The sequence below is a fragment of the Pseudomonas sp. MF7453 genome (assembly GCF_016405455.1).
Taxonomy (GTDB): Bacteria; Pseudomonadota; Gammaproteobacteria; order Pseudomonadales; family Pseudomonadaceae; genus Aquipseudomonas; species Aquipseudomonas paralactis.
This window is the reverse complement of record NZ_JAEKCN010000003.1, coordinates 1-20102: the sequence shown is the minus strand read 5'-3', so window position 1 is coordinate 20102 and position 20102 is coordinate 1. Positions and strand designations below refer to the sequence as shown.

The window sequence follows — 20102 nt, the reverse complement described above, 5'->3', positions numbered from 1 at the left end:
GGATAGATCTCAATCGACGTATCGAAAAAACTCACGGGTCGACACACGCCTGCTTCAACCACTGGCTGAAGCATTCAGCCGCCTCACTGAGCGGCCCCTGGGGGGCGATCAGCCAATAGCCGATTTCGCTGTGATAGGGCGGCCAGTCAAAGGCCTGCACCAGGCTGCCGTCCTGGAGCCTGCGTTCGATCAGGCGATGGCGGCCCATGGCGATACCCTGGCCGGCCACGGTGGCTTCGACCACGATGTTGTAGTCATGCAGCATCACCCTGGGGTGGCGGTCGAGGTTGACCTGGTAATGGGCGGACCAATCCGTCCACTCGAAAGGACGGTGCGAGGTCGCCATCAGCAAGGGGCCACTCGTCACCTGGCTGGCCTTGAACGCCGGGCTGCACACCGGTGACAAGGTTTCGGCCATCAGGCGCGTGGCTTGCACGTCGGGCCAATCGCCCTTGCCGTAACGGATGGCCAGGTCGACTTCGGCCGTCGCGACATTGGCCAGTTGAATCGCGGGCAGCAACTCCACCTGGATATGCGGGTAGCGCTGTAGAAACTCGGCCAGGCGCGGCGCCAGCCACAGCGTGGCGAAGGACGCCAGCAAGCCGATACGCAACACATTGGCGCTGGGCGCACCCCGTTGGTTGCGCGTTGCAGCGGCGATAGCGTCCAGGGCAGGGCGGATCTGCTCGTAGTACGCTTGCCCGGCCAACGTCAGGTCAATCGCACGGGTTCGCCGGATAAACAGCGGTTTGCCCAAGTGGTGTTCGAGCTTATGCACCTGGTGGCTCAGCGCACTTTGGGTCACCGACAACTCGTTGGCCGCCTTGATAAAACTCAAGTGCCGCGCCACTGCTTCGAAGGCGCGCAGGGCCAACAGTGGCGGAAGGTCGTTGTGCAAGGCCACCTGGATGCGCCTCCTGGGCAGGGTAGAAAGTGCCGATTCTGGTCGATGGCCTGCATTTTGTCGCCCGCTTAATTGCCGTCGGGCGAGGCAGGCCGCATTATTGAGGCATTACCGCCACGACGTAAGCCAAGCCATGAGTGATGACGACAAACTGATCGACCTGAATGCCGAACGCGCCAAGCGTGTGCACGACCTCAATGACAAGCGCTTGAATGAAGTGCGCCAAGCCTTTGAACAAGCCATGCCCCTGGGCAAACCCAAGAAAAAGCCCAAGAACAAACCGAAAAAGCGTTGAAACACCCTGCATCCGTTGATGCAGGTCAGTTATTCCCCTTCTTTACGCCCCGTTGTGGGCGACATTGATCCTGGTCAATTTCCCACCGCGCCTTCTCCATTAACTTAGCCCTATCGCAACAGGGCACGTGCAGGAGGCCGGTCATGTTTTTCGATAATGTGGTTTTTGCCGGAGTGCTGACTGTCAGCCTGATGGTGTTGTTTTTTGTAGGGTTTGGATTTTTTATCTGGAAAGACGCGAACAAGCGTAAAAAACCTTAAGTTTTTCCGGGTTACATGAGCACGCAAGGCATTTTGGGCGACTTCGGTCGCCCTTTTTTTTGGCTGTTAATTGATGGCTGAAGATAAAAAATGTGGGAGCTGGTTTATAGGTATCTACGCAATTTTGTAGGTTGTACCCGCCGACGGTAACCACGATGCGAAGCGAGCCGCTCTTGATCTTGATCTGCTTTTGATCTTAGGCGCCCCGTTAAACCACGCTGGCCGGAATTCGACAGGGATTTGGGGGGTAAACCGGCAGGGATGCCGGTTTAGCCGCCCCGCGCCATGGATGGCGCGTGGCGGCGGCCCCCCAAATCACTGGCGGATTACGGGCACACCGAGCCCAAGCGAGGTGCCGAGTGGTGGGGCAAGAGCCCTTTGGTTACTTTGGGGCTCTTTTCCAAAGTGACCCGCTGTCAGAGCGGAACCCTAAGTGGCCGTTACCTAAATAACGGATATGTACCTGGTCCAACTGTGTTGACTGCCAGGCCGCCTTCGCGAGCAAGCCCGCTCCCACAGTTTGATTGCGGGGTGTCAGGTAGATAGGCGTCGGCTGGCAGGCCGCCATCGCAGGCAAGCCAGCTCCCACAGTTTGATCGCAGGGCGTCAGGTAGATATGTGTCGGCTGTCCGGTCGCCACGGGGGCGAGATGCCTTGCCACAGGTGGACTACGGTGCGCTTGGAACATAAAAAAAGGTGCGACCCTCGCGGATCGCACCTTTTTTATTGCCGGCTGGCTATCAGTTGCCCAATGCCTTGGACGCCAACCAGAACAACCCGGCCGACAGGCCGACGGTTGCAGGCAGGGTCAATACCCAGGCCATCAGGATGGTCTTGACGGTGCCACCTTGCAGGCCGCTCTTGTTGGCAACCATGGTCCCCGCCACACCGGAAGACAGCACGTGGGTGGTGGACACCGGCAGGGCGAAGATATTGGCGAAGCCGATCATGGTGGCGGTGGTGATCTGTGCCGACATGCCCTGGGCATAGGTCATGCCCTGCTTGCCGATCTTCTCGCCAATGGTCAGTACCACGCGCTTCCAGCCCACCATGGTGCCCAGGCCCAAAGCCAGTGCAACCGCGAGGATCACCCAGAACGGGGCGTACTCGGTGGTGGCGGTCAGGTCTTTGCGCAGCTTGTCGAGGTCGGATTTCTCACGCGAATCCAGGCCAGGCAGCTTGCCGACTTTTTTCGCGGTGTCGTCCAGGCAGAGCAGGTAGCGACGCACTTCGATGCGATGGTCGGCGGTCAGCGAGTGGTAGTCCGAGACACCCTTGAGGGTGCCCAACAGCGCGTTGATCGTCGGTTCGGTCTGCTGCGGGTTGCAGCGGAACTTGCCCGGCAGGTCATCCTTCACGCTTTTGCCCAGGGCCAGGAACTCGCCGAGGGTCTCGTGGTTGCGCTGGTAGAACTGGTTCAGGTGCAGGGTTGCGTCGCGGGTGCGTTCGATCTGGTAAGTGGTGCTGCCCAGGTCCAATACGAACTGCGCCGGCACGATACCGATCAGCACCAGCATGATCAGGCCGATGCCTTTCTGGCCATCGTTGGAGCCGTGCACGAAGCTCACGGCCATGGCCGAGATCACCAGGACCAGACGGTTCCAGAACGGCGGGTGCTTTTTGTCGTCGAGCTTGCGGCGCTGGTCCGGGGTTTTGTGCATCTTCGACAGCGGGCGCCACCACTTCAGGCCGATCAGCACCAGGGCTGCGACCAGGAAGCCGGCCATCGGCGAGAACACCAGGGACGCACCAATATCCACGGCCTTCTGCCAGTTCACACCGTCAGCCAGGGGGATGTCGTTGATCAGGGCGTTGGCCAGGCCGACACCGAGGATCGAGCCGATCAGGGTGTGGGAGCTGGAAGCAGGGATACCGAAGTACCAGGTGCCCAGGTTCCAGGTGATCGCCGCCGCCAATAATGAGAAGACCATCGCCAAGCCATGGCCGGTGTTCACATTGATCAGCAACTCCACCGGCAGCAAATGCACGATGGCGTAGGCGACACCGACACCACCGAGCAACACGCCGAGGAAATTGAAGACCCCGGAGAAGAACACGGCCAGGTGTGGCGGCATGGCTTTGGTATAGATGACTGTGGCCACCGCGTTAGCGGTGTCATGAAAGCCATTGATGAACTCGAAGGCGAGGACAAAGGCCAGGGCGAGCAGCAGGCTCACTAGAACCCAAGCATCCAGTCCGCTGAATAAATCGATCATGAAGGTTTTCTGACCCGGTCGTAAGGGGGCGCGATTATGCCAGAAAACATCGGTAATCGATGCATTAGCTGCTCATCGGTAACAAACTTCGTCGCACAGGCGCAGGCAAAGCGGACGCATCCCAGGGTTTTCGGGGCTTTGGCAAGTCTTTGATTTATAAAGCGCAGGCCGCAAAAGGCCGGCGTTTGTCATGAAAACGTCACCCCTGAAACATTTGTATGAAATTTCGTGCGTGGCTGTAGGCGACTGACCGGCGGACGCTGACGGGAGGTGATCCCTGCCGGTGTGGACCGGCAGAGACAGCAGGGCTCTGCCTACTCGAACCGAAGCCCTTATGGCTCTTCGGTTTTGAGTTCCTGTTCGATCTTTTGGATTTCCTGGGCAAAGGCCTGATCCAGCAGGCTGGCGCGTTTGCGCCATGGCTTGCGTTCCGGCTCAGGTTGCGCGGCGTAGGTGGTGATTTCCCCGCCGTAGACGTCCTTGTAACGTTGCTCCTGGCGCTCAAGTTCGGCGCGCAGTTCATCTTTCGTCACAGTATTACCTAATGATGTGAAGTTTATTGATTGCGCAGTGTCACGCTTCAACAGTCGTCCTCGCACGATTCCAAATAAAACAGTCAAAAACCGTTCAAGTTGAAAAGCGGGCCTGAGGGCAGTTCTTTTAAGCGGCTACTTGTGGCCGGCGCGCGGAATTGATCCTGCAAGGCCTGGTGAGCTCCCATCCCGACAGTGAAACCGGGCCGACCTCTGCACAGGTTGCATTATAGCGGCGCATTTGAATAACACTATCATCATAAAGTTAAAAAGCGTCAACGTTGTAATGGGAGGCTGTTATGGGGGACATCATTATTTGTGAACAGCGTCATCATACTGTCGCCACCTGTTCTAAATAAAAGGGTAACCGCCCACACTTCCCCGGCTCATCAGGCAAATCTGAAACTTCGCCGCAGCGGCGGCTGCGCTGGCCTGACAAATTGCGATAATCGCATGATCGTCCGATAATCGCCCAATGTTGCCACCTCTGGCTTGTGCATTGCGACCGGCCCGGCTTGTAATAGCGGCCAACCCTCCCGTGGTAAGAACAAGAGACAGGACCCTGGAAATGAACGATCAATTGCGCAACTCCTTTGCATCAGTGGCGCCACCGATCGTGGCTTCACCGGCCAAGCGCATCCAGGCGTTCACCGGTGACCCGGACTTCATGACGTCTCTGGCCCGTGGCCTGGCCGTGGTGCAGGCGTTCCAGGAGCGCAAGCGTCACCTGACCATCGCCCAGATCAGCCACCGCACGGAAATCCCCCGCGCCGCCGTGCGCCGTTGCCTGCATACCTTGATCAAACTGGGCTACGCCACCACGGATGGGCGCACCTATTCACTATTGCCTAAAGTGCTGACGCTCGGTCATGCCTATTTGTCCTCCACACCGCTGGCCGTGTCGGCTCAACCTTATTTGGACCGCATGAGCGAGCAGCTCCATGAAGCCTGCAATATGGCTACCCTTGAAGGCGACGATATTCTCTACATCGCGCGTTCGGCCACCACCCAGCGCCTGATCTCCGTGGACCTTTCGGTCGGCGGGCGGCTTCCGGCCTATTGCACATCCATGGGGCGCATCCTCCTCGCGGCCCTGGATGACGCCTCGCTGCAGGATTACCTCGACCACGCCGACCTGCAAACCAAGACCAGCCGCACGCTCACCACCCCCCAAGCCTTGTTTGAGTGCCTGCAGCAGGTGCGTCAGCAAGGCTGGTGCATTGTCGACCAGGAACTGGAGCAGGGCCTGCGTTCCATCGCGGTGCCGGTGTATGACGCGTCCGGCCAGGTATTGGCCGCACTCAACGTCAGCACCCATGCCGGGCGCGTCAGTCGCAGCGAGCTGGAACAGCGTTTCCTGCCGAGTATGCTCACCGCCAGCCGTGAGTTGAGCGCGCAACTGTTTGCCTAAGCTGTTCGGTGACCGCACAGATCCCGGTCGGCTCGATTGACGGTGTTTCCCCTGGCTTATTAATGTGCGGCAGCGCTTCAAAGCGCCGCCTAACAATAATGATGACCTGAGGTCATCGGCCCGCCATCGGTGTGGAATAAAAATAATGAATCAGCCTTCTGTCGGTACCCCCCTGGACGTGCAGTCCTTCATCAACACCCAGCCATTGTCACGCTACCAGTGGCGCGTGGTGATCCTGTGTTTCCTGATTGTCTTTCTCGACGGCCTCGATACGGCGGCGATGGGTTTTATTGCGCCGGCTCTGTCCCAGGATTGGGGTATCGACCGCGCCAGCCTCGGCCCGGTGATGAGCGCCGCATTGATCGGGATGGTGTTCGGCGCACTGGGGTCCGGCCCCCTTGCCGATCGCTTTGGCCGCAAAGTCGTGTTGGTCGGTGCGGTACTGGTATTTGGTGCGTTCAGCCTGGCCTCGGCCTACAGCACGAATGTCGACCAGTTGCTGGTGCTGCGCTTTCTGACCGGGCTGGGTTTGGGCGCGGGTATGCCCAATGCCACGACCCTGCTCTCCGAATACACCCCCGAACGCCATAAATCGCTGTTGGTGACCAGCATGTTCTGCGGTTTCAACCTGGGCATGGCAGGCGGTGGGTTTATCTCGGCCAAGCTGATCCCGACGTTTGGCTGGCACAGCCTGTTGCTGATCGGTGGCATCCTGCCTTTGATCCTCGCGGTGGTGCTGTTGGTGTGGCTGCCGGAGTCGGCGCGTTACCTGGTGGTGCGCAATCGCGGTACCGACAAGGTCCGCAAGACGCTGGCCCCCATCGAGCCCGGTATCGTGGCCCAAGCCACCAGTTTCAGCGTGCCGGAGCAAAAAACCGTCAAGGCCCGCAACGTGTTCGCGGTGATTTTCTCGGGCACCTACAGCACCGGCACCTTACTGCTGTGGCTCACTTACTTCATGGGCCTGGTGATTGTTTACCTGCTGACCAGTTGGCTGCCCACCCTGATGCGCGACAGTGGCGCGAGCATGGAGCAGGCGGCGTTTATCGGCGCGTTGTTCCAGTTTGGCGGAGTGTTGAGCGCAGTGGGCGTGGGCTGGGCGATGGACCGGTTCAACCCGCACAAAGTCATCGGCACTTTCTACCTGCTGGCCGGGGTGTTTGCCTACGCGGTAGGGCAAAGCCTCGGCAATATCACTTTATTGGCAACGTTAGTGCTGATCGCCGGCATGTGCGTCAACGGTGCGCAATCTGCGATGCCGTCCCTGGCCGCGCGTTTTTACCCCACCCAGGGGCGTGCCACCGGCGTGTCGTGGATGCTTGGCATCGGCCGCTTCGGCGCGATCCTGGGCGCGTGGATGGGCGCCACCTTGCTGGGCCTGGGCTGGAATTTCGAGCAAGTGCTGACGGCACTGGTGATCCCGGCGGCACTGGCGACGGCCGCGGTGTTGATCAAAGGCATGGTCAGCCATGCCGATGCCACCTGAGCCCCGGTACAGGTTGAACATGGTGGGGGTAAGCCCCCAATGCCAGTCCGCTAAGCGAACGCAATGCTCAAGGCAGCGAAGATAAAATGTGGGAGCTGGCGTGCCTGCGAAAGCGGTCGTGCAGTAACAGATGGAGTGACTGACACACCGCCTTCGCGAGCAAGCCCGCTCCCACAGTTTGATCGCGGAGTGTCAGGTGGGAAGTGTCGGTTATCAGGGCGCCATCGCAGGCAAGCCAGCTCCCACATTGGCGGTGTTCTTCCTGATGATTAGCCAGACAACAATCCGTTCGATAATCGAACGCTCAGTCGATTATCGGATTGTTCGGCCCATTTCCCCAGCTTAATCTTCAAGCACTTCGGCGCCACCTCAGCGCCTTTTTCGATCAACACCGGGAGCCCAACCCCATGGCTGAAATCCTCACCCTGCGTGATGCGGTCAAGCGCTTCGTGAACGACGGCGATACCGTCGCCCTCGAAGGCTTCACCCACCTGATCCCTACGGCCGCAGGTCATGAAATCATTCGTCAGGGCAAGAAAGACCTGACGCTGGTGCGTATGACCCCCGACCTGATCTACGACCAATTGATCGGGGCCGGCTGCGCGCGCAAGTTGATTTTTTCCTGGGGCGGCAACCCGGGCGTGGGCTCCCTGCATCGCCTGCGCGACGCGGTGGAGAAGCAATGGCCGCAACCGCTGGAGATCGAAGAGCACAGCCACGCCGACCTGGCCAATGCCTACGTCGCCGGTGCCTCGGGCCTGCCGTTCGCGGTGCTGCGTGCCTACGCCGGTTCCGACTTGCCCAAGGTCAACCCGCTGATCAAGACCGTCACGTGCCCATTCACCGGCGAAGTGCTGGCGGCGGTGCCGTCGGTACGTCCGGATGTCACCGTGATTCACGCACAGAAAGCCGACCGCAAGGGCAACGTGTTGCTCTGGGGCATTCTCGGGGTACAGAAGGAAGCGGCCCTGGCGGCCCAGCGTTGCATTGTCACCGTGGAAGAAATCGTCGATGACCTCAATGCGCCGATGAACAGCTGCGTGCTGCCGACCTGGGCGCTGACGGCGGTGTGTCACGTACCCGGTGGTGCCCATCCTTCCTACGCGCACGGCTACAACGAGCGGGATAACCGCTTCTACCAGGCGTGGGACCCGATTGCCCGCGACCGTGGCACCTTTACCGCCTGGATAGACGAATACATCCACGGCACTGCCGACTTCAGTGAATTCCAGGCCAAGCTGGCCGCCGCGCAGGAGGCTAAGTAATGGCTTACTCCACCAATGAAATGATGACCGTCGCCGCCGCACGCCGCCTCAAGAACGGCTCGGTGTGCTTCGTCGGCATCGGCCTGCCATCCAAGGCCGCCAACCTGGCGCGCCTGACGTCTTCACCCGATGTGGTGCTGATCTACGAGTCCGGCCCGATTGGCGCCAAGCCCAGCGTGTTGCCGCTGTCCATCGGCGATGGCGAGTTGGCCGAGACCGCCGACACTGTGGTGCCCACCGGTGAGATCTTTCGCTACTGGTTACAGGGCGGGCGCATTGATGTCGGCTTTCTCGGTGCGGCTCAGGTTGACCGTTTCGGCAATATCAACACCACCGTGGTCGGTGACTATCACCAACCCAAAGTGCGTTTGCCGGGTGCCGGTGGCGCGCCGGAGATCGCCGGTTCCGCCAAGAGCGTGCTGATCATCCTTAAACAGTCGTCCCGTTCGTTTGTGGACAAACTGGACTTCATCACCTCCGTCGGTCACGGCGAAGGGGGCGACTCGCGCAAGCGTCTGGGCCTGCCCGGTGCCGGCCCCGTCGGCATCATTACCGACCTGTGCATCATGGAGCCGGAGGAGGGCAGCCATGAGTTCGTGGTCACCGCGCTGCACCCCGGCGTGACCCGCGAGCAAGTGGTGGCCGCCACCGGCTGGGCAATCCGTTTTGCCGACCAGGTCAGTACCACGGCTGAACCGACCGAGACAGAGCTGACCGCGCTGCGTGAGCTTGAAGCACGCACCGCCGCCGCCCATGGCCAAGCACCGGGAGAAGCCTGATGCGCGATGTATTTATCTGTGATGCCATTCGCACACCTATCGGCCGTTTCGGCGGTGGCCTGTCGACAGTGCGTGCCGATGACCTGGCGGCGCTGCCGATCAAGGCCCTGATCGAACGCAACCCGTCGGTGGACTGGAACGCGGTGGACGAAGTATTTCTTGGCTGTGCCAACCAGGCCGGTGAAGACAACCGTAACGTGGCGCGTATGGCGCTGCTGTTGGCGGGGTTGCCGGACAGCATTCCGGGCGTGACCCTCAATCGTCTGTGCGCCTCGGGCATGGATGCCATCGGCACGGCCTTTCGCGCCATTGCCAGTGGCGAAATGGAGCTGGCGATTGCTGGCGGTGTCGAATCCATGTCCCGTGCACCGTTCGTGATGGGCAAGGCTGATGCAGGGTTTTCGCGCAACATGAAGCTGGAAGACACCACCATCGGTTGGCGTTTCATCAACCCGTTGATGAAGGCCCAGTACGGCGTGGATGCCATGCCGCAGACCGCCGATAACGTCGCCGACGACTATCAGGTTTCCCGCGCCGACCAGGACGCCTTCGCCTTGCGCAGCCAGCAGCGTACCGCCGCCGCACAGGCCGCCGGCTTCTTCGCCGAAGAAATCGTACCCGTGCGTGTTGCCCATAAAAAAGGCGAAACCCTGGTGGAACACGATGAGCACCCGCGGGACACCAGCCTGGAAGCCCTGGCCAAACTCAAGCCGGTCAACGGCCCGGACAAGACCGTCACCGCCGGCAATGCCTCAGGCGTTAATGACGGTGCTGCCGCGCTGATCCTGGCGTCCGCCGAAGCCGTCAAGCAACACGGTCTTACTGCTCGCGCCCGCGTGCTGGGCATGGCCAGTGCCGGTGTCGCACCGCGGGTGATGGGCATCGGCCCGGTGCCGGCGGTGCGCAAGTTGGTGGAGCGCCTGGGGTTGGCGGTCACCGACTTTGATGTGATTGAGCTCAACGAAGCCTTCGCCAGCCAGGGTCTGGCGGTGCTGCGCGAGCTTGGCATTGCCGACGATGCACCCCAGGTCAACCCGAACGGCGGCGCCATTGCACTGGGTCATCCCCTGGGCATGAGCGGTGCGCGGCTGGTGTTGACGGCCCTGCATCAGTTGGAAAAAACCGGCGGCAGCAAAGGCCTGGCGACCATGTGCGTGGGCGTCGGCCAAGGCTTGGCCCTGGCGATTGAACGCGTCTAATAAAAGAGGACTGCTCCATGAGTGACAAGCCTGGTTACCGGCGCCCGCAAGCGGGCACTCAACCTGATTACCTGCACCCGGCGTATCAGTCGACGAACCTGCGTTCGCCGTCCCAGCCTTTGGTGTTTCTGCCCCATTCCTTGTCGGAAATCACCGGCCCGACGATCGGCGCCGAGCGCATCACTGACAAGGACAACGACCTGACCGCCCAGCATGAGGGCGAGCCCCAAGGCGAGCGCATCATCATTCATGGCCGTGTGCTCGATGAAAATGGCCTGCCGGTGCCGGGCATCCTCGTGGAGATCTGGCAGGCCAACGCCGCCGGTCGCTACAACCACAAGCGTGACCTGCACGACGCACCGCTTGACCCGAACTTCACCGGCACCGGGCGTACCGTCACCGACGCCGATGGCTGGTACCAGTTCCAGACCATCAAGCCCGGCGCCTACCCGTGGGGCAACCATCACAATGCGTGGCGCCCGGCGCATATCCACTTTTCGCTGTTCGGCCCCAGTGTGCTGACGCGCCTGGTGACGCAAATGTATTTCCCAGGCGACCCGTTGCTCGAATACGACCCGATCTACAACTGTGTGCCGGATACCCGCGCCAAGGAACGCCTGATCGCGCGTTTCGACCTGGAAAAAACCGTCCCTTCCTACGCCCTCGGATACCGCTGGGACATCGTCCTTCGCGGCCGTGACGCTACGCCGATGGAGAAATGAGATGACACTCAACGCGACCACGTCCCACACCGTCGGGCCGTATTACCACATCGGCCTGACCTGGCTGAACCGCGAAGACATGACCGTAGCCGCCACCCTCGGCGAGCGCGTGGCGATCAGCGGGCAAGTGCTGGACGGCAACGGTGATGTCGTCAACGACGCCATGCTGGAGGTCTGGCAGGCCAATGCTGCCGGCAAATACGACCACCCTGAGGATGAACAGGACAAGGCGGTCGACCCTCATTTTGAAGGTTTTGGCCGGGTGCCGGTGGATGCCGAAGGGCGGTTCCGCTTTACCACCATCAAGCCGGGTTCGGTGCCGGGCCTGAAGGGCACCACCCAGGCGCCGCACCTGGTGGTGCTGGTGTTTGCCCGTGGGTTGGTGAAGCACTTGCTGACCCGGATTTATTTTGACGGTGAGGCGCTCAACGGCGATGACCCGCTGTTGGCGTGTGTGCCGGCAGAGCGTCGTAGCACCTTGATTGCCCAGGCGGATGCGGCAGGGGTTTATCAGTGGAATGTGATTTTGCAGGGCACAGATAAGGAAACGGTGTTCTTCGACTATTGAGTTGGCTGTAGGGGCCTCATCGCAGGCAAGCCAGCTCCCACCTTTGAATGTGTTCACAACACAAAATGTGGGAGCCGGGCTTGCCCGCGATGAGGCCCTCTCAGGCTCCACCTATCCAAAAGTCTGCTTGCGGAACAGGGTTGTTGCAAAGTATGTCTAGGCTATAACCGTTCCCACTGAGTAAAAAACCATGACAACAACAACCAGTCACTACACCGGAGAAGAACGCCGCAAACGGATTTTTGCGATAGTCGGGGCTTCCTCCGGCAACCTGGTCGAATGGTTCGACTTCTACGTCTACGCCTTCTGCGCGATTTATTTCGCCCCGGCGTTTTTCCCCTCGGACGACCCCACGGTGCAACTGCTCAACACCGCCGGTGTGTTCGCTGCCGGGTTCCTGATGCGGCCGATCGGCGGCTGGCTGTTTGGCCGGGTGGCCGACAAGCACGGACGCAAAAATTCGATGATGATCTCGGTGCTGATGATGTGTGCCGGCTCCCTGGTCATCGCCTTCTTGCCCACCTACAACGACATCGGTGCCTGGGCCCCGGCGCTGCTGTTGGTGGCGCGGCTGTTCCAGGGCTTGTCGGTGGGGGGCGAGTACGGCACCACGGCGACCTACATGAGTGAAGTCGCGCTCAAGGGCCAGCGCGGTTTTTTCGCCTCGTTCCAGTACGTGACCCTGATCGGCGGCCAGTTGCTGGCGGTGCTGGTGGTGGTGATCCTGCAGCAGATCCTCAGCGAAGAAGAACTGCGCGCCTGGGGCTGGCGTATTCCGTTTGTGATCGGCGCCATCGCTGCGGTGATCTCGCTGCTGCTGCGTCGCACCCTGAAAGAAACCACCAGCAAGGAAATGCGCCAGGACAAGGACGCCGGCAGCATCGTCGCGCTGTTTCGTGACCACGGCAAAGCCTTCATCACCGTGCTGGGCTACACCGCCGGCGGCTCGCTGATTTTCTACACCTTCACCACTTACATGCAGAAGTACCTGGTGAACACCGTTGGCATGCACGCCAAGACTTCCAGCTACATCATGACCGGCGCGCTGTTTCTGTACATGTGCATGCAGCCGCTGTTCGGGATGCTGGCCGACAAGATCGGCCGACGTAATTCCATGCTCTGGTTCGCGGGCCTTGGCACCTTGTTCACTGTGCCGATTCTGTTGACCTTGAAAACCGTGACCAGTCCGTTCCTGGCGTTTGTGCTGATCACTTTGGCGTTGGCGATTGTCAGCTTCTATACCTCGATCAGTGGCCTGGTCAAAGCCGAGATGTTCCCGCCGCAAGTGCGTGCCTTGGGTGTAGGCCTGGCATACGCCGTGGCTAACGCGGTGTTTGGCGGTTCGGCGGAAGTGGTCGCACTGAGCCTGAAATCCATCGGCATGGAAAACACCTTCTATTGGTACGTCACTGCGATGATGGCGGTGGCTTTCCTGTTCAGCTTGCGCCTGCCTAAACAGGCGGCGTACCTGCATCACGATTTGTAAGGGAAGAGTTATGACGCTGCGCACGAGCAATCAACTGTTCGACGCTTACTTCACCGCCGCCAGCATGGCCGAAGTGTTCTGTGATCAGGGGCGCTTGCAGGGCATGCTGGATTTCGAGGCGGCACTGGCCCGGGCCCAGGCTCGGGTCGGGTTGATTCCGCAAAGCGCCGTCGCGCCGATTGCCCAGGCGTGCCTGGCTTCGCTGTATGACGTCGATGCGCTCGGCGCAGCGATTGCCACGGCGGGTAATTCGGCGATTCCAGTGGTGAAGGCGCTGGGCAAGTTGATCGCCAGCGAAGATGCCGATGCCGAGCGTTATGTGCATCTGGGCGCGACCAGTCAAGATGTGATGGACACCGGCCTGGTGCTTCAAGTGCGCCAGGCGCTGGTGCTGATCGAGGCGGATTTGGCGCGGCTGGGGGACGTGCTGGCTGCCCAGGCGCAGCGTTACGCCGCCGTGCCGTTGGCCGGACGCACCTGGCTGCAGCACGCGACGCCGGTCACTCTGGGCATGAAAATCGCCGGTTGGCTGGGCGCCGTGACGCGCAGTCGCCAGCGCCTTGCCGAGCTGAAACCGCGCCTGTTGGTGCTGCAATTTGGCGGGGCGTCCGGCACCTTGGCCGCGCTCGGTGAGCACGCCATGCCTGTGGCCGAGGCCTTGGCCGCCGAGTTGCAACTGGGCTTGCCGGAACAGCCCTGGCATACCCAGCGTGATCGTCTGGTGGAGTTCGCCAGCGTGCTTGGCCTGATCGCCGGCAGCCTCGGCAAACTGGGGCGCGACATCAGCCTGTTGATGCAAACCGAGGCGGCGGAGGTGTTTGAGCCCGCCGCGCCGGGCAAGGGCGGTTCATCGACCATGCCGCACAAACGCAACCCGGTAGGCGCCGCCGTATTGATCAGCGCTGCCACTCGCGTACCGGGCCTGGTGGCGACGATGTTCAGCGCCATGCCCCAGGAGCACGAACGCAGCCTGGGCTTGTGGCACGCCGAATGGGAAACCTTGCCAGAGATTTGCCGCCTGGTGTCCGGCGCCTTGCAACAGGCGCTGCTGGTCAGTGAAGGGCTGGAGGTCGACGCCGAGCGCATGACACAAAATCTTGACCTGACCCAGGGCCTGGTGCTGGCCGAAGCGGTCAGCATCGTACTTGCCCAACGCCTGGGGCGCGACACCGCGCACCATTTGCTGGAGCAATGCTGCAAGCGCGCCGTGGCCGAACAGCGCCACCTGCGCGCCGTGCTGGCCGATGAGCCCCAGGTGACTGCCGAGCTGTCGGCGGCTGAACTGGACCGCCTGCTCGACCCGGCTCACTACCTGGGCCAGGCCCAAACCTGGGTCACCCGTGCCGTGACCGAACACTTTGCTTTGACTGCCTGAGGAGATTGCTGTGGCTTTTGTACAACTCGCCGAGGGCGAACTGCATTACCAATTGGACGGGCCGGTGGACGCGCCGGTGCTGGTACTGTCCAATTCCCTGGGCACCGACCTGCATATGTGGGACGTGCAGATCCCGGCGTTCACCGAGCATTTTCGTGTGTTGCGTTTTGATACTCGCGGTCACGGCAAGTCCCTGGTGACCGAGGGGCCGTACAGCATCGAACAACTGGGCCGAGACGTGCTCGCGTTGCTGGATGCGCTGGATATCCAGCGTGCGCATTTTTGCGGCCTGTCCATGGGCGGCTTGATCGGCCAATGGCTGGGCATCCACGCCGGCGAGCGTTTGCAGCGCCTGGTGGTGTGCAACACCGCCGCCAAAATCGGCACGCCCGAGGTCTGGAACCCCCGCATCGAAATGGTCCTGCGTGACGGCGTCGCTGCGATGGTGGCCCTGCGCGATGCGTCGATTGCGCGCTGGTTTACTGCGGACTTTGCTGCGGCCAGCCCACACCAGGCCAAGCAGATCACCGACATGCTCGCGGCCACGTCGCCCGAGGGCTACGCCGCCAATTGCGGCGCCGTGCGCGACGCGGATTTCCGTGAGCAACTGTCGTCGATCAAGGTGCCGACCCTGGTGATTGCCGGCACCGAAGACGCGGTGACACCGCCGGCTGGCAGCCAGTTTATCCAGCGCCATGTGCAGGGCGCCGAGTACGCCGAGTTCTACGCGGCGCACCTGTCCAATGTGCAAGCCGGCGCTGCCTTCAGCGACCGTGTGATCAACTTTTTGCTGGCCCGCTGAGGAGCGTTTTTGTGGACGAGAAACAACGTTACGCCGAGGGCCTGCAGGTGCGCCGCGAAGTGCTGGGTGATGCCCATGTCGACCGCAGCCTCAATGCCCTGACCGAGTTCAACAGCGAGTTCCAGGAAATGATCACGCGCCATGCCTGGGGCGATATCTGGACCCGCCCCGGGCTACCTCGGCATACCCGCAGCCTGATCACCATCGCCATGTTGATCGGCATGAACCGCAGTGAAGAACTGAAACTGCACTTGCGTGCGGCCGCCAGTAACGGTGTGACCCGCGCCGAGATCAAGGAAGTGCTGATGCAGAGTGCGATTTACTGCGGGATCCCGGCGGCGAATGCGACGTTTCATCTGGCTGAGTCGGTGTGGGATGAGTTGGGTGTGGAGTCCCGCCAACAAGACTGAATGTGAAGGCGATCAAATCTGGGAGCTGGCTTGCCTGCGATTGCAGCGACGGGGTCTGACTGAGGCACCGCGTTGTCTGCATCGCAGGCAAGCCAGCTCCCACGGGGGATCGTCACAAGTTCAGGGCATTAGTGGGAATCAGCATCCCACAGCCAATTCCACACTCCTGGCAGGTGCACCGGCTCGTTCGCATCCTTGACCGTACGGGCCAGCGCTGCGCGTTCGAGCGCGCCGTGGTCGGTGTAGAACGGCTCGGCAGCGGTCCTCAAGCTGTTGACTCGCGCGCTGTCCATCAGGATCTGCAAGTACTCCTGCATATGCCGCGCGGTGTAGCGGTTGATGTCATGAAAGGTCACCACTACCGGGATCACACCCTCCACTGTCGGTAGTTCACCCAAGGCGATGCGTTCGCGCACCACCGACAGCTGCCGATACAGGTTGGCCCGCCGACGCGGGCTGGCGTTGAAGCCCCAGATCTTGCCGTCATTGGCACTCAAGTCCGTCAGCAGTACGTGCATACCGTGGCGTTGGTAGGCGGCGAAGGTGCGCTTGTCGTAGTTCCAGAACGGCGGGCGTACCAGCACGGGGCGCGCGCCCGTGATGGCGGCAATATCTGCGGCACCTTCGGTAAGGGTGCGTTCAAGCGTGGCGTCGTTCAACCAGCGATGATTGGTGTGAAACGCCGTGGCCGTATGAAAGGCCAGGATATGACCGGCGGCGTATTCACGCTCCATGGTTTTGCGGCCCCGGGCACTGCCGCCGGAGCGAGCCGCTTCGGTCTGCAGAAAAAATACCGCCTTGATCCCCGGCAATACCGGGTTATTCGCCAGATCAGCTACTACCGAACGGCTCGGGTTGTTATAGCCCGAGGCGCTGGGGCCGTCATCGAAGGTCAGCAGAAAGCGGATCGGCGCCTGGGCTTGCAAGCGTTTCTGGGTCGTTGGGGTCAGGGCAAGGGGGGCACCGATGCAGCCACTGAGGCACAGGGCCAGGGCAAGCATGGCGGATGCGATGATAGAAGATTTCATGGTGTGCGCAGGCTCAATAGAGGGCACCGAGGGGCAATCAGCAGTGTCAGGCGCGCACCATACAGCAAGATCATTGGCATGGAGTCATGGGCAGATAAACGTAGCCGATGCTTGCGCCAGAGAGGCCCGCTGGAGCGGGTCATTAATCAAATTAAGAGGCAGCATCCCTGCTGCGCGAATATACGGTTACGTCAACTTTCTTGTGTCAGTATTTCAGTCGCGGTGAGAGCCCCATTTCCTCGCGCAACGCATTCTCGGTGAATGGGGCTGGGTTCGTGGACGTCGGCGGGGTGGTGGGATCGTTGTCGAAGTCGAAGGGTGGGGCGTTAGTCGACAAGCCGACAGCCTGCGGTTCGCCATTGGCCAGGCCTGGACTCGTAGGGTCATCGGATGTGCCTGCCAGAAATGTACCGTTGGCACCGTTCCAGGCGTGTGCCATCTCATGGTAGAGCGCGACAATTGGAGAGGTAATGTCCTCGTCTCCAATGCTCAAGATCATGCTCCGCATATAGTCGATTATGCCTTGATCCGCACGGGCGCCAGGCTCCCCATCTTTTATTCCACCCATCCTCGGGGCGCCCTGAGGGATCTCTTCCCGCTCTTGCTTGCTTAATTTTTGCAGCTCACTGCTGTTGAACGTGTAACTGGAACTACCACTTTTGGTTTCCCCGATGGTGACTGGAGCACCATTTCGCTCAGCAGCTTTATCCATTTCCTCCAGCATTTTCCTCCCCACGGGTGAGGAACGCAGCAGTGCCAGGTCATCTTCGACCCGTTGTTTGAATTCATCCGAACCTACGATTTTAAAAGCTTTTTTACCCGCTTCGCTCGGCTCCATCCTCGTGATATTCGATTGCTCTGTGCCTGGCAGGTAATCATTGTTCTGGGCATAAATGCGCGCTTTGGTAAGGTTGCCCCATACGGTATCGGATCCCTTCCCCGTGTACACGGTGGTATTGGCGTGAGCAACTATTTGGTCATTACCGTCGCCGCCATTGATCACTGTATGCCCGTCGCCAGCGTATAACTGGTCGTCGCCCTCTCCACCATCCAGGTGGCTTTTTTTGGAGGCGAGTCCAGCCCCTGCATACAAACGATCGTTACCCTTGTTCCCGTACATCACGGAGTGTCCCGAGCCGCCAATTATCGTGTCGTCACCGTCGTTGCCCTCGACGTAGCCGTCGCCTTTACCCAAGCGAATAGTGTCATTCCCGCGTCCGCCATAAATGTCGGGATTCCCCCCTTCGGTTTGAACGGTGTCATCTCCGTCACCCGCTTCGATCTTTACGTCAACAGTGACGTCAGGGGCCAGGGTGATGTTGTCATTGCCTGCGCCGCTCTTAATGTGCAGGCGGAATTGAGGTGGCACGCCTTCCGATGACGGATTGTTTGGCGAGTGTTTATTGCCGTTGAAGGTGTATTCCTGGCCATTTACCGTTACCTGCAGTTGGCCGTTCGGGTCCTGGCTGATATGGATGACGTCCGATTTATCACTCGTTTCGAGTGTCAGGGTATTGCCTGCGCGCGTTAGCTTCTCGGGGGATCCATGGTATTCGGAGGTTTCCTCACTCGCTTTGAGGTTACCGTCATCCACGAGCATCTGTGTCTTTCGGCGAATGAGGTTGTCGCTGGGAGGTGGAGTTTTGTCTGCAGTTGCGGAAGGCGCAGTTACGGCTGGAGCGGTTTGCGTGCCTATCGTAGTCATGAACGGTTACCTCTCTTGAGCTAAATGTAGTCGATTGCCCAGTCCCTCGTTGCCTTGAAGGCAAGGAGATCAATGAGTTGCATCGCTGGAGGTAACCGTTCCCTGCTCGATTGATACCGAGTACTACAGAGGGCGGTAAGTAGGCATCAGGTTTTCTGAAGATTGATAGGCCTTATCAAGTAGGAAAATGGGCTTTCGTCGTGGTGCGGGGAACCGAATAGCCGGCATTGGAGGTAGTTGGGTGCATGCGATGAAAGAGCGCACAGGCGCACAACGATCGCACCGTGTGCGCCTGAACGTTTGGTTATCAATCCGATGGGTTTTCACAGCAGGCTTATGGGATAGCTGACGATCAACCGGTTTTCATCGAATTCGTTGTTGCTGTAATCCCTGCGCATACTGGAATTGCGCCAGCGCACGTTTAGATTTTTCAATGTGCCGCTCTGCACCGTATAGCCCACTTCGCTCTCGCGGCCCCATTCCTTGCCGTCGGTGATAGTGCCGGTGTGCACATTGCTGCCGCTGATGTAGCGGTTCATCAAGGTCAGGCCCGGTACGCCCAGGGCGGCGAAGTTGTAGTCGTGGCGCACTTGCCAGGATTTTTCCTCGGCGTTGTCGTAGCTGGAGTTGTAGCTGTCGTTGGCCAGGGTACCGCCGCTGGTGCCGTTGACGCGCATCCACGCGCTGTTGCCGGTGAGTTTTTGCAGGCCGACATAGAAGGTGTTGCCGCCGTACCGGGCCGAGAACAGGCCGGACCAGGTTTTGTTGTCCAGGCTACCGGCGCGTGCGCTGCCGTCGTCCTTGCCGTAGAAAAAACCCAGGTTGGCGCCGAGGGTCCAGTCGCCCACGGGCTGGCTGTGGATCAGGTTGAGATACTGCTGGCTGTAGATGTCCTTGAGCTGGGCATTCCATACGCCTACCTGGGTGCGCTTGTCGTTGAACGCGTATTCGGCGCCCTGAAAGTTGAAACGGTCGGAGGTGAAGGCGGCTTTGCCGAACATCGACATGTCGCTCATGCTGCCGTCGTCCCGCGGGCTGTTGGCGCGGAACTGGCCGCCATACAGGGTCAGGCCGTCGATTTCCTTCGAGGTGATCTGCCCGCCGCGCAGGGTCTGTGGCAGGGAGCGGCCATCGTCGGAACGCAGAATCGGCAGCACCGGCATCCATTCGCCCACCTTCAGCTCAGTCTTGGAAAAGCGCGCCTTGAATGCCACGCCGAGCCGGCCGAATTCATCGGCTGGCCGGCCGTCATGGTCCAGCGGCAGCAACTGCGTGCCGCCTGTGCCACGCCCGCCATCGAGCTTGAGCGAGTACAGGCCCAGCACGTCCACACCAAAACCGACTGTGCCCTGGGTGAAACCGGACTTGGCGTCGAGGATGAAACTTTGCGTCCACTCCTGCGCGCCACCCTGGGCTTTGGTCGGGTTGGTGAAGTTGCGGTTGAAGAAGAAGTTACGCAGGTTGAGGTTGGCGCTGGCGTCTTCGAGAAAGCCGTGCTCCTGGGCGAAAACGGGCAGGGCAGAACTGGCGACAGCAGCCGCCAGCAACAGCTGGCGCGGTTGGAAAGTGCTCATGGTGTGGACCTGTTGTTATTGGGTTTATGCAGGTGGCGGCCATGGTGCGCGGCGGTGCGGGGGCGATGAAAGTGGGGGAGGGCG

Annotated in this window: 19 protein-coding genes; 13 read left to right on the top strand and 6 right to left on the bottom strand. The window is 60.5% G+C overall.

Features of this window, described 5'->3' with window-relative positions:
* Positions 1–31 precede the first annotated feature (31 nt).
* A complete protein-coding gene (locus tag JFT63_RS05950; protein WP_057701256.1) occupies positions 32–904 on the bottom strand; it encodes a LysR substrate-binding domain-containing protein in 873 nt (290 codons plus the stop codon).
* Between the two features lie 133 nt (positions 905–1037).
* On the opposite strand from JFT63_RS05950, the gene JFT63_RS05945 reads away from it, so the two are divergent.
* Together JFT63_RS05945 and ccoM are read left to right on the top strand one after the other, a co-directional pair.
* Entirely contained in the window at positions 1038–1199 is a 162-nt protein-coding gene (locus JFT63_RS05945; RefSeq protein ID WP_003193515.1) for a hypothetical protein, read from the top strand.
* Between the two features lie 143 nt (positions 1200–1342).
* Positions 1343–1459 carry a cytochrome c oxidase subunit CcoM gene (ccoM, locus tag JFT63_RS29945; protein ID WP_019817835.1) on the top strand — a complete coding sequence of 39 codons (117 nt, stop codon included), beginning with the start codon at positions 1343–1345 and terminating at the stop codon, positions 1457–1459.
* Positions 1460–2199: 740 nt separating this feature from the next.
* Here the strand turns inward: ccoM and JFT63_RS05940 are convergent.
* Together JFT63_RS05940 and JFT63_RS05935 are read right to left on the bottom strand one after the other, a co-directional pair.
* On the bottom strand, positions 2200–3675 hold the full coding sequence (locus tag JFT63_RS05940) for an inorganic phosphate transporter (protein ID WP_003189291.1): 1476 nt from the start codon (positions 3673–3675) through the stop codon (positions 2200–2202).
* A 332-nt stretch (positions 3676–4007) separates the two neighbouring features.
* Complete coding sequence (locus JFT63_RS05935; protein WP_057701255.1) at positions 4008–4208, bottom strand: hypothetical protein; 201 nt, start codon at positions 4206–4208, stop codon at positions 4008–4010.
* A gap of 568 nt (positions 4209–4776) precedes the next feature.
* On the opposite strand from JFT63_RS05935, the gene pcaR reads away from it, so the two are divergent.
* From pcaR to pcaC, 11 genes are all read left to right on the top strand, one after another.
* Positions 4777–5619 carry a pca regulon transcriptional regulator PcaR gene (gene pcaR, locus JFT63_RS05930; protein ID WP_032877325.1) on the top strand — a complete coding sequence of 281 codons (843 nt, stop codon included), beginning with the start codon at positions 4777–4779 and terminating at the stop codon, positions 5617–5619.
* Positions 5620–5764: 145 nt separating this feature from the next.
* Positions 5765–7105, top strand: coding sequence for an MFS transporter (locus JFT63_RS05925; protein WP_198843587.1), 1341 nt, complete (start codon positions 5765–5767; stop codon positions 7103–7105).
* Between the two features lie 407 nt (positions 7106–7512).
* Positions 7513–8370 carry a CoA transferase subunit A gene (locus tag JFT63_RS05920; protein ID WP_198707009.1) on the top strand — a complete coding sequence of 286 codons (858 nt, stop codon included), beginning with the start codon at positions 7513–7515 and terminating at the stop codon, positions 8368–8370.
* On the top strand, positions 8370–9149 hold the full coding sequence (locus JFT63_RS05915) for a CoA-transferase subunit beta (protein ID WP_057701252.1): 780 nt from the start codon (positions 8370–8372) through the stop codon (positions 9147–9149). The genes JFT63_RS05920 and JFT63_RS05915 overlap by 1 nt, the downstream gene beginning before the upstream one ends.
* Positions 9146–10348 (top strand): 3-oxoadipyl-CoA thiolase, encoded by a 1203-nt coding sequence (gene pcaF, locus JFT63_RS05910; RefSeq protein ID WP_186561225.1) that lies wholly within the window; start codon positions 9146–9148, stop codon positions 10346–10348. The genes JFT63_RS05915 and pcaF overlap by 4 nt, the downstream gene beginning before the upstream one ends.
* 17 nt (positions 10349–10365) lie before the next feature.
* A complete protein-coding gene (gene pcaH, locus JFT63_RS05905) occupies positions 10366–11070 on the top strand; it encodes a protocatechuate 3,4-dioxygenase subunit beta (RefSeq protein ID WP_057701250.1) in 705 nt (234 codons plus the stop codon).
* A 1-nt stretch (position 11071) separates the two neighbouring features.
* Complete coding sequence (pcaG, locus tag JFT63_RS05900) at positions 11072–11638, top strand: protocatechuate 3,4-dioxygenase subunit alpha (protein ID WP_057701249.1); 567 nt, start codon at positions 11072–11074, stop codon at positions 11636–11638.
* Positions 11639–11828: 190 nt separating this feature from the next.
* Positions 11829–13124, top strand: a complete 1296-nt coding sequence (locus tag JFT63_RS05895) for an MFS family transporter (RefSeq protein ID WP_005785878.1) — start codon at positions 11829–11831, stop codon at positions 13122–13124.
* A 10-nt stretch (positions 13125–13134) separates the two neighbouring features.
* Complete coding sequence (locus JFT63_RS05890) at positions 13135–14499, top strand: 3-carboxy-cis,cis-muconate cycloisomerase (RefSeq protein ID WP_198843586.1); 1365 nt, start codon at positions 13135–13137, stop codon at positions 14497–14499.
* A 10-nt stretch (positions 14500–14509) separates the two neighbouring features.
* Positions 14510–15301, top strand: coding sequence for a 3-oxoadipate enol-lactonase (pcaD, locus tag JFT63_RS05885; protein ID WP_198843585.1), 792 nt, complete (start codon positions 14510–14512; stop codon positions 15299–15301).
* An 11-nt stretch (positions 15302–15312) separates the two neighbouring features.
* Entirely contained in the window at positions 15313–15711 is a 399-nt protein-coding gene (gene pcaC, locus JFT63_RS05880) for a 4-carboxymuconolactone decarboxylase (RefSeq protein ID WP_003189316.1), read from the top strand.
* A gap of 128 nt (positions 15712–15839) precedes the next feature.
* Here the strand turns inward: pcaC and JFT63_RS05875 are convergent, their stop codons facing one another.
* The 3 genes from JFT63_RS05875 to JFT63_RS05865 all read right to left on the bottom strand — a co-directional run bounded on the left by JFT63_RS05875 (position 15840) and on the right by JFT63_RS05865 (position 20018).
* The gene (locus tag JFT63_RS05875; RefSeq protein ID WP_186561122.1) at positions 15840–16739 is read right to left on the bottom strand and encodes a polysaccharide deacetylase family protein; all 900 of its coding nucleotides are present in this window, start codon (positions 16737–16739) and stop codon (positions 15840–15842) included.
* 205 nt (positions 16740–16944) lie between these two features.
* Entirely contained in the window at positions 16945–18444 is a 1500-nt protein-coding gene (locus tag JFT63_RS05870; RefSeq protein WP_186561123.1) for a M91 family zinc metallopeptidase, read from the bottom strand.
* Between the two features lie 323 nt (positions 18445–18767).
* Positions 18768–20018 carry an OprD family porin gene (locus JFT63_RS05865; RefSeq protein ID WP_198843584.1) on the bottom strand — a complete coding sequence of 417 codons (1251 nt, stop codon included), beginning with the start codon at positions 20016–20018 and terminating at the stop codon, positions 18768–18770.
* Positions 20019–20102: the final 84 nt, after the last annotated feature.

Excerpts from the sequence above, each read along its gene's own strand:
- JFT63_RS05875 (WP_186561122.1), bottom strand. The coding sequence starts at position 16,739 with ATGAAATCTTCTATCATCGCATCCGCCATGCTTGCCCTGGCCCTGTGC.
- JFT63_RS05940 (WP_003189291.1), bottom strand. The coding sequence starts at position 3,675 with ATGATCGATTTATTCAGCGGACTGGATGCTTGGGTTCTAGTGAGCCTG.
- JFT63_RS05915 (WP_057701252.1), top strand. The coding sequence starts at position 8,370 with ATGGCTTACTCCACCAATGAAATGATGACCGTCGCCGCCGCACGCCGC.
- JFT63_RS05895 (WP_005785878.1), top strand. The coding sequence starts at position 11,829 with ATGACAACAACAACCAGTCACTACACCGGAGAAGAACGCCGCAAACGG.
- pcaG (WP_057701249.1), top strand. The coding sequence starts at position 11,072 with ATGACACTCAACGCGACCACGTCCCACACCGTCGGGCCGTATTACCAC.
- ccoM (WP_019817835.1), top strand. The coding sequence starts at position 1,343 with ATGTTTTTCGATAATGTGGTTTTTGCCGGAGTGCTGACTGTCAGCCTG.
- JFT63_RS05890 (WP_198843586.1), top strand. The coding sequence starts at position 13,135 with ATGACGCTGCGCACGAGCAATCAACTGTTCGACGCTTACTTCACCGCC.
- JFT63_RS05945 (WP_003193515.1), top strand. The coding sequence starts at position 1,038 with ATGAGTGATGACGACAAACTGATCGACCTGAATGCCGAACGCGCCAAG.
- pcaH (WP_057701250.1), top strand. The coding sequence starts at position 10,366 with ATGAGTGACAAGCCTGGTTACCGGCGCCCGCAAGCGGGCACTCAACCT.
- JFT63_RS05920 (WP_198707009.1), top strand. The coding sequence starts at position 7,513 with ATGGCTGAAATCCTCACCCTGCGTGATGCGGTCAAGCGCTTCGTGAAC.
- JFT63_RS05865 (WP_198843584.1), bottom strand. The coding sequence starts at position 20,018 with ATGAGCACTTTCCAACCGCGCCAGCTGTTGCTGGCGGCTGCTGTCGCC.
- JFT63_RS05925 (WP_198843587.1), top strand. The coding sequence starts at position 5,765 with ATGAATCAGCCTTCTGTCGGTACCCCCCTGGACGTGCAGTCCTTCATC.
- pcaR (WP_032877325.1), top strand. The coding sequence starts at position 4,777 with ATGAACGATCAATTGCGCAACTCCTTTGCATCAGTGGCGCCACCGATC.
- JFT63_RS05870 (WP_186561123.1), bottom strand. The coding sequence starts at position 18,444 with ATGACTACGATAGGCACGCAAACCGCTCCAGCCGTAACTGCGCCTTCC.